General features: G+C 37.1%; 6 protein-coding genes. 1 reads left to right on the top strand and 5 read right to left on the bottom strand.

The window, feature by feature from the left end:
• Positions 1 to 19 precede the first annotated feature (19 nt).
• From ccpA to ABES03_RS01615, 5 genes are all read right to left on the bottom strand, one after another.
• Positions 20 to 1,018 carry a catabolite control protein A gene (gene ccpA, locus ABES03_RS01635; protein WP_430114583.1) on the bottom strand — a complete coding sequence of 333 codons (999 nt, stop codon included), beginning with the start codon at positions 1,016 to 1,018 and terminating at the stop codon, positions 20 to 22.
• Between the two features lie 417 nt (positions 1,019 to 1,435).
• Entirely contained in the window at positions 1,436 to 2,515 is a 1,080-nt protein-coding gene (locus ABES03_RS01630; RefSeq protein WP_430114581.1) for a bifunctional 3-deoxy-7-phosphoheptulonate synthase/chorismate mutase, read from the bottom strand.
• A 270-nt stretch (positions 2,516 to 2,785) separates the two neighbouring features.
• On the bottom strand, positions 2,786 to 3,118 hold the full coding sequence (gene ytxJ / locus ABES03_RS01625; protein WP_430114580.1) for a bacillithiol system redox-active protein YtxJ: 333 nt from the start codon (positions 3,116 to 3,118) through the stop codon (positions 2,786 to 2,788).
• Between the two features lie 119 nt (positions 3,119 to 3,237).
• A complete protein-coding gene (locus ABES03_RS01620; protein ID WP_430114578.1) occupies positions 3,238 to 3,720 on the bottom strand; it encodes a YtxH domain-containing protein in 483 nt (160 codons plus the stop codon).
• Between the two features lie 19 nt (positions 3,721 to 3,739).
• Positions 3,740 to 4,204, bottom strand: coding sequence for a DUF948 domain-containing protein (locus ABES03_RS01615; protein WP_430114576.1), 465 nt, complete (start codon positions 4,202 to 4,204; stop codon positions 3,740 to 3,742).
• Positions 4,205 to 4,426: 222 nt separating this feature from the next.
• Between ABES03_RS01615 and ABES03_RS01610 the strand changes: the two genes are divergently transcribed.
• Positions 4,427 to 5,542: an aminopeptidase gene (locus tag ABES03_RS01610; protein WP_430114575.1), complete on the top strand. Its 1,116-nt coding sequence runs from the start codon at positions 4,427 to 4,429 to the stop codon at positions 5,540 to 5,542.
• Positions 5,543 to 5,556: the final 14 nt, after the last annotated feature.

The following is a 5,556-nucleotide window of genomic DNA, read 5'->3' as shown; positions in this document are numbered from 1 at the left end:
GGCGCTTCCGCTTTTCTAATTATTTCGTTGAATTACGATGCTCAATGCGGTGAGGAAGTACGACAATTTGTTCTTCAACGCCTTCTTTATTCATTAATTTAGTTAACAGCCTCATTGCAACGGCTCCAATATCATATAGTGGTTGCACAATGGTTGTAAGCTGCGGACGTACCATCAGTGATAATCTGGTATTGTCTGATGTGATGACTTCAAAATCCTCAGGGATTTTATAACCTTTATCCTCGGCCCCATGAACTACTCCAAGTGCCATTTCATCTGCTCCAACTAAAATGGCCGTTGGTCTTGCTGATGCCTCAAGTAATTTTTCAAAGGCTTCAATACCTGAATCGTACGTATAATCTCCTTCAACTATAAGCTCTTCATTATAAGGAAGCCCGGCTTCTTGAAGGGCTCTTTGATACCCTTTAAGTTTTTTCTGGGCATTTTTCGGTTCATGAAGCGGTCCCACCACAATGGCTATATTCTTATGGCCCTTTTCAATGAATTCCTTTACGGAATCATATACTGCTTCTTCATAATCAATGTTAACTGACGGAATCTTATTTGACTCCTCAATTGAACCCGCAAGAACAATCGGTACTGGAGATTTCTCAAATTCCTCCACGTGATCTGCGGTAATATTACCTCCCATGAACACAATTCCATCTACTTGCTTCCCAAGCATAGTATTAAGTAAGTGTAACTCTTTGTCCTTGTTTTGGTCAGAATTACTCAAAATGATATTATACTTATACATAGTTGCAATATCTTCTATGCCTCGAGCTAACTCTGCAAAAAAGATATTAGATATATCTGGGATAATTACGCCAACTGTTGTTGTTTTTTTACTAGCTAATCCTCTTGCTACTGCGTTAGGACGATACCCTAATCTTTCAATAACCTCTAACACCTTTTTCCGGGTTACTGGTTTAACATTTGGATTTCCATTTACTACACGGGAAACTGTCGCCATTGATACATTTGCTTCCCTAGCCACATCATAAATAGTTATATTCACTTAGAACACTCTCCTGTAACGTACATTGTTTTCTTTATTTTACATCTGTTATTAAAAACCTAGTCATAATATTGATTGTGAGATAATAAACAATCTTAGTATGTATTTAATGATACGATAAGAATATTAAAGCCGCAATTGCATTTGTCAACATTTTTTGTATTTTTTTCTAAAAATCCTCAAAAAAAACCTCCTGCAAGCATGTGCAGGAGGTTTTTTTAAAAATTGGCTCTGTTAAAATTGTCTGTTGATTTCCGCTCCATGCACTTCGCTTTCCGTGGGTGTTTCGGCGAGCCTCCTCGGCGCTTGCGCCTGCGGGGTCTCCCCTGAACCATACTCCCACAGGAGTCTTCGTGCCTTCCGCTCCAATCAACAGGATATAAAAAATTAACACTGTTCTTTAACACAGCCAAAAAATTAAATCCGTACAAAGTTTGATGCAAGTAATTCATTATAAAATTTGTCAAATTGGTCAAGGTCCATTTGTTGTTTTTGATCAGATAAGGCAACTGCCGGATCTGGATGAACCTCAGCCATTACTCCGTCTGCACCAATGGCAATCGCCGCTTTTGCAGCAGGTAATAACAAGTCTCTTCTACCTGTAGAATGAGTCACATCTACCATTACTGGTAAATGGGTTTCTTGTTTAAGAATTGGAACTGCCGAAATATCAAGCGTGTTTCTAGTAGCACGCTCGTATGTCCGAATACCCCGTTCACAAAGGATAATTTGACCATTTCCTTGTGCCATGATGTATTCTGCTGCATTGATAAACTCTTCAATCGTTGCAGCAATCCCTCTTTTTAACAGTACAGGTTTATTTACGGCCCCTGCAGCTTTTAATAGTTCAAAGTTCTGCATGTTACGTGCACCAATTTGGATCACGTCAATATAATCTAAAGCCATTTCAATATCGGCTGGGTTTACGATTTCACTAATTACTGCCATATCGTATTCATCCGCTACACGCTTTAAGATTTTTAACCCTTCCACACCTAATCCTTGGAAATCGTAAGGAGAAGTCCTTGGTTTATATGCACCTCCACGGAGTAGCTTTAAGCCCTTTTCCTTCATCGCCTTGGCAACCGTAGCTACTTGCTCATAGGATTCAACTGCACATGGACCAAACACAAAATGCGGCTTACCATCACCTATAGTTTCTCCCTTTAGGTTAACAATCGTATTTTCAGGCTTCTTCTTTCTAGATACAAGCAAGGCTTTCTCATGATCATCCTTTTGAAGATCTAAACCTGCTTTAAAAATTTCTTTGAAAATATGGTCTATTGTAGAATTTTCAAATGGACCATCGTTATTCTCTTTAATGATATCAAGCATTTTTCTTTCACGGACTGGATCGTAACGGTACACACCTTGATTTTCTTTTACCCGCCCAATCTCTTGGACGAGTTGAGCTCTTTCATTAATTAGCCTCAATAATTCCAAGTTTAACTCATCGACACGTGTTCTTAATTGATCCAATTCAATCTTTTTGCCCATATTCGACCCGTCCTTTCATTTGCAAATCAGTTACTAAAACTCATAATGATTTACACTAAAAAATTTTTAATTTTATAATATTTCAATAATTAGGCTTTATTATAGCGGAAAGATATTTCTTTGTCACCTATTTTTTCTTTATCGATTAAACGCTTTTAAGCATTAAAGTAACCGTAGGTATATAAAAATATTTTATGTTAACTACTTAACACAAGTGTCTAAATTTTTTTATAAAGAAGAGGATGAACATTCATCCCCTTCTAGTATTGCTTATTGAGTTACACTACTTGCATTTAGTAGTGCCTTATTGGTAATTTTCCAATGTGAAGCATTCCAAGTTGCTTCTCCATTTGAAATAAGGATTGCTTGTGGTGATTCATGTTTAATTTGAAATCTTTCTGCAATCTCGTTAGCAAGTGGTCGTGAATCTTGTACCGCTAAGAAATATGTTGGCATATTCTGATTTTCATTTGCATATTTTTCGTACTCCTTGTACGCAGCATGACTGATCGGACATGTTAAACTGTGCTTTAACAAATAAAATCTACTTTCATTTTTTACTATTTCATCAAATTGCTCAATTGAATCAATTTTTTCTAGCATCTTTACATTCCTCCATTAAAAAAGCATACTGTCAACAATGAAGCCGACCTACTTTAAATAAAAATAAACGGTGAAGTCATTTTATCACTTCACCGTTTGTATCACAAATAATATAACTATTAAAGTTTTACCTTGCTCTCTTCTTCATCAAAAGCTTTTTGAGCTTCTTCTAATTTTTTTCGAATGTCTTCACTGTCACTTGGACCAGATTCATTCGACTTTTTTACAGTTCCCTTTTCTTTTCCATGTTGGATTGGAATATAAGTTAACTCAGATTCTTCTTTTGGAGATTGCTTTCCCTTTACCTTATTTACTAGTTCGGAGGATTGAAGCACAATTCCTTGGGAAATGGATGCCGTTTTAGATGCTAATTCACTGCTCTTACTAACTACATTCTCCCGTAATGAACCACTCTTGTCCATAATTGAACCTGCTTGATTCGTTAACGTCGAACGAAGCTCTTTCCCGGACTTAGGCGCAAAAAGTAATGCTGCTGCTGCTCCAACTACCCCCCCAATAAAAGCTCCTAGGATAAAGCTGTTGGAAGATTCGTCGTTACGATTTTGATTCGCTTCCCTTGACTCATATTCTCGATTAGACATCTTCGTTCCTCCTTTAATTCTAATGAGATCTTGCTCTTTTAATCATTTGTTCTGATTCTTGTTCTTGTTTTATTTGCTTTCTAGCTTGCCATTTATCTTTCAATTCAAGGAATACATTACTCCATTGAACTATTTGTGAGATTTTTTCTTTACTATCTTCTACTTGCTGGTCTACCGTATTGGTTAAATTCAGTAATGTTCCGTTAAATTTGGAAACGGTCACTCCAACGTCCTTTACAGCATCCACCACACTATTTAAACTTTCGGATTTTTGCTGAATATCTTCAGCAAGCGCATTGGTTTTTTGTAAAAGTAATGTGGTTTCGCTTGTTACCCCATCCAACTGTTTTTCTAATCCTGACAGTGTTACTGAAACGCTTGTAAGTGTACCCTGAAGTGATTTAAGCGTTTTTGATAGGTAAATAACTAGCACAAAAAACGCAATGGCTATCAAGGCTACGCTTAAGTATAAAATAATTTGCATCGTGCACCTCCGCCTTAACTATATCAATATGTATTACCCATCCATCGTGGATATAAACCTCGCTAATATCTTATACTACTTCCATTAATTTGTCTTGTTTTCCTGCTATTCCTTAAAAAAAATTCACTATTCATACGGAAGAAGTTACTTTATTTTTCAACTTTCAGTCATTATTCGGTTACAATAAGTATTGTACTTACATAATTGTTTGGAGGCGTTACTATGAAAGATCCTCGTATAGCGAAGCTGGCAAAGAATTTAATTAATTATTCTGTGCAGCTCCAAAAAGGTGAAAAGGTGTTAATTGAGAATTTTGGGTTGCAACGTGAGCTTGTTACCGCGTTGGTGAAGGAAGCCTATGCTGCAGGTGGATATCCATTTGTTCTGTTAAAAGATCATCAGGTTGACCGAGCGCTATTATTTGGTGCCGAAGAAGAGCAATATAATATGATGGCTGATTTTGAAGCAAAAGTCATGAGTAAAATGGATGCATACATAGGGCTGCGTTCTGGAGATAACATCAATGAACAAGCAGATGTTCCAGATGAAAAAATGAAAATTCACGGCTCTACAATTGGAAAAAAGGTACACCGTGATATTCGCGTACCAAAAACAAAATGGGTTGTCCTTCGATATCCAACTTCCTCAATGGCGCAATTAGCCAAAATGAGCACAGAAGCATTTGAAGACTTTTATTTTGATGTTTGTAACTTGGATTACGGTAAAATGGATCAAGCAATGAACAGCTTGGTTGAACTGATGAACCGAACAGATAAGGTTCGTATCACTGGACCTGGAACAGAATTAAGCTTCTCTATAAAAGATATACCTGCTATTAAATGTGCAGGAAGATTAAATATTCCCGATGGAGAAGTATACACAGCTCCAGTTCGTGATTCAGTAAATGGAGTCATCACTTATAATACCCCGTCTCCTTACCAAGGCTTTACCTTTGAAAATGTTAAGCTTACTTTTAGAGATGGAAAAATTGTTGAGGCTGAATCGAATGATTCTAGTCGTATTAACAAAATCTTTGATACTGATGAGGGAGCACGCTACGTGGGAGAGTTTGCAATTGGAGTAAACCCTTTCATCTTAAATCCGATGCAGGATATTTTATTCGATGAAAAGATTGCCGGCAGCTTCCACTTCACTCCTGGACAATGCTATGATGATGCGTTTAATGGAAACCACTCTAATATTCATTGGGATATGGTTAACATTCAGCGTCCGGAGTATGGCGGAGGGGAAATCTATTTTGACGATGTACTCATTCGAAAAGATGGTCTCTTCGTGCTACCAGAGTTGGAAGTATTAAATCCTGACAATTTAAAATAAGAAAAGCGGAAGCG

Source organism: Neobacillus rhizosphaerae, assembly GCF_050477885.1.
Taxonomy (GTDB): Bacteria; Bacillota; Bacilli; order Bacillales; family Cytobacillaceae; genus Neobacillus; species Neobacillus rhizosphaerae_A.
The sequence above is the reverse complement of the archived record's forward strand: the minus strand, read 5'-3'. Positions and strand labels throughout refer to the sequence as shown.